The sequence below is a fragment of the Rhodoferax sp. GW821-FHT07F03 genome (assembly GCF_059418745.1).
Window position 1 is genome coordinate 1 of the sequence record NZ_JBWKQM010000027.1, and the last position, 2946, is coordinate 2946.

General features: G+C 52.2%; 5 protein-coding genes. All 5 read right to left on the reverse strand.

What is annotated here, in order from left to right; all coding sequences use genetic code 11:
- Positions 1–146: 146 nt before the first annotated feature.
- Positions 147–311, reverse strand: a complete 165-nt coding sequence (locus tag AC07R0_RS25610; protein ID WP_495107013.1) for an ESPR domain-containing protein — start codon at positions 309–311, stop codon at positions 147–149.
- Positions 312–413: 102 nt separating this feature from the next.
- A complete protein-coding gene (locus tag AC07R0_RS25615) occupies positions 414–701 on the reverse strand; it encodes a DUF6966 domain-containing protein (RefSeq protein WP_495107014.1) in 288 nt (95 codons plus the stop codon).
- The gene (locus AC07R0_RS25620; protein ID WP_495107015.1) at positions 698–1012 is read right to left on the reverse strand and encodes a hypothetical protein; all 315 of its coding nucleotides are present in this window, start codon (positions 1010–1012) and stop codon (positions 698–700) included. The genes AC07R0_RS25615 and AC07R0_RS25620 overlap by 4 nt, the downstream gene beginning before the upstream one ends.
- A gap of 125 nt (positions 1013–1137) precedes the next feature.
- The gene (locus tag AC07R0_RS25625; protein ID WP_495107016.1) at positions 1138–1380 is read right to left on the reverse strand and encodes a hypothetical protein; all 243 of its coding nucleotides are present in this window, start codon (positions 1378–1380) and stop codon (positions 1138–1140) included.
- Between the two features lie 3 nt (positions 1381–1383).
- On the reverse strand, positions 1384–2946 hold a 1563-nt coding region (locus tag AC07R0_RS25630; protein ID WP_495107017.1), incomplete at its 5' end, for a DUF637 domain-containing protein.

Genomic DNA, 2946 nt, shown 5'->3' on the forward strand with positions numbered 1-2946 from the left:
GTTCGCGCACCAGGCGCTGCTCGTAGAAGCCGTCGCCCAGGCGCTTTTGCGTGGTGTCGGGGTTGTAGCCCAGCTGGGTGATTCAAAGAGAGGTACTGCTGAATTGATAGCTGCTAGCGCAGGTGCTATCAGCGCTAGAGGCTGATTTAATGCATAAAACCTAGTGCTGGCCTGGGGACGATGGGGAGCGCGACGGCGGTGCGGGTGATGCCATGGGTGCCGCACTTGCTGCAACTGCGGGCGGATTCGGCAACCGCCACCAGACAGCCACGAGCCTGGTTGAAGACGAGGCGGTGGCAGCGCTGGTTCATGGGGCGGCAGGCGGATCAGACGACGCAACGGAAAGGCGAAGCATCGAAATTGATAGCCGCTTGCGCAGATGGGATATGCGCCAGTAATTTCGTTTGAAATTCCTATAAGCCATTAAGGCAAAAATCGAATATCTTGGTTCGCAACGCATCAAATTCGTTATTGACATCCAAATTTGCCTCCCCATTTATGTACAAAACGACGTCATTCAAAGAACCCATTCCTCCGTAAAGAGACAGAATAAACCGCTCCAGATTTAGTTGTATTCTTGGATCTGTCAAGACCGAATTTAATGCCCTCGCCCATTGATCTTGTTTGGAAAGTGTCAGTAATTTCACCATCCTCCTAATGCTTGTCAATAGTTCAATTTGACTCTCTGATTTGGATGTCATTTCAATGGTCCGATAAGTTCGCTTTTTACACCTGGAATTTTCCAAGGCGATTGCACAACAATCTGCTGAGTCCCTCCAACATAGAACCCATTTTGAGCACCGATTTCACCGTAGTACATTTTTGTTCCGATGGGGATTGTGATCTTGAAAACAGAGTCAAGCGGAGACGTACCGCCACCTGGCCATACAGGAAGGACTGCCTGATCTACTCGTGTTTGAATCACCCCAGCAGGTTGTTCTGCGCTAAAGAACTGTCCCAAAGGTACATCTTTTGTACCTGCACGATATAAAACGACAGGCTCGGTAGTCACGATTTCCGTGTATCTGCCCCCAGAAAAAGTTCCGGCGAGACATGCAATTGCTCTCAGTGGTGATTCACATCAAACCTCCTGCTAATTGCTTCAGGACACAAGGACACGCGGACAGGATATATTCATTATTTAGAGCTGGAAATATTTGAAACATACGGGTCAATGCCAGCCTGTAATAGGCGTTTCTGCAATAAAAATAGAATTTTTATTGCAGCACCTTCATTTTGAATAGCTTGCTCAGCTTCTTCTGCGGAAATTTCATCTTCTCGCATTACTATTTGATGTGAGCCCGCATCGTATCGAACATAAAAACGATCTCCACGTTTCCATATTTCAAGATCACTTAATTCGAATAATTTTTCGTTCATGATTTAATCCTTTTTAATAATAGGAGTAATGGAGTAATTTCCGGGTTTAACAGGATTGATAACCGCCTCTGGCAAACCGCCTGGGCTAGTAAAACCGCCAGGTCGCCAGAAATTATTTGCACCAAATTCATTGCCGGTTGGTATGCGATATCCGATTGGATTGGGGATACTTACTAGTACCGACTCAGTGCCGAGATAGCCACTATCTAATCCTAAGAGTGTCTCCAACTTTGAAAGACTTCCAGCCGCATTATTTATTGCGTCTTGTGCTGTGCTTGCAGGCATGACCCACGTTTCTGTTCTACCGATAGTACCTGTTGGAGCTGAAGGTTGAATTCTGGCAACGCCATTACTAAACATTCCCGCATGAGCATCTTGGTATGCCTGAGATAGATACGTACTAGGATCGGGTCGTAAGCCTTTATCGATTGACAATACTTCGTTAACTGTGGATTGACTTAGTGTTGATGGACTAATTGAAGTAGTAGACGAGCCCGCCACTGCCGCCCTATTTAGAGAACTGCTGACTCCCGCAGTCACCCCATACCCTACGCCCCCCAGTACAGCACCCGCAGCGGTATCTATGGCGGCTTCCGTTGGATTCACCGTACCGGTGGTGATGAGCTGCACCGCAACGTTGTTGCCACCGGCCAAGGCGCCCCCTGTCGCCATCGAGCCCAGCAGCGTCTCGGGTGCCAGCGCCATGCCTGTTGTCAGCACGAGAGGAGCCAAGGCTAGATTGGTCGTTAGGCGATCCTGGCTGGCGTCGATCTGCGAACCTGTGCGATTGTCGTTTGCGGCAGGCAGCAAGCCTGCCGCATATTCCGCAGTGGTTCTCGTCGCCGTCGTGGTGTTGCTGGCGGGGGGCGTGTTGCTCAGCACTGGGTTATTCAACGCCATATTGCTGGCGCTATATACCGACTGCCCTTGGCTGTCCTTGCTGTTTGCAAGGATGTACTGCTGGATTTCCTTATTGGCTTGACCGGGTACCTCAACCACCACGCGGTTATCGACCGCCTTGGGCATGCTGGGGTCTTGAGTGATGTTGTTTTGGATGGCTTGGAAGTCGGTCAGTGCCGTAATCGAATTGGGCAACTCCCCATACGCCGCATTTCCCATCAAGCGCATTTGTTCTTCAATTTGTGCTTGGGTGTATTTGCCTTTGGCTGCCAGCTTGGCCGCGAGGCTGTGATCTTCCCTATGCAGCTGCCGGTTATACGTATCCACCTCCTGCGCCGCGAGCATGGCCGTGGTGGCGTCATGCCCGGTAGCCGTGGCCAGCACCATGGAGCCCAGCGCGGCCACCAGCTCGCCGTACTTGCCCGTACTGCCCAGATAGGGCGAGAGCAGCTCGGCCGTGGCCCCACCCATGGCCGCACTGGCGCAGTCGCCGCCCATGGCCTGGGCCTGCGCGCACTGCACCGCCGCGTGGGCAACCGCCTTACCGATATCGCCCGGCTCGATGCCATGGGTTTGCGCCCAATCGCCGATCTGCGTCGTCAGGCTCTGGCCCAGCGCCGTGACCAGGGCACTGGCGGCGCTGTCGCTGAACTTGCCGCCATTGAT

What these genes read in the sequence shown, in the direction of transcription:
- AC07R0_RS25610 (WP_495107013.1), bottom strand. Translation starts at nt 311, where the DNA reads ATGAACCAGCGCTGCCACCGCCTCGTCTTCAACCAGGCTCGTGGCTGT.
- AC07R0_RS25615 (WP_495107014.1), bottom strand. Translation starts at nt 701, where the DNA reads ATGACATCCAAATCAGAGAGTCAAATTGAACTATTGACAAGCATTAGG.
- AC07R0_RS25625 (WP_495107016.1), bottom strand. Translation starts at nt 1,380, where the DNA reads ATGAACGAAAAATTATTCGAATTAAGTGATCTTGAAATATGGAAACGT.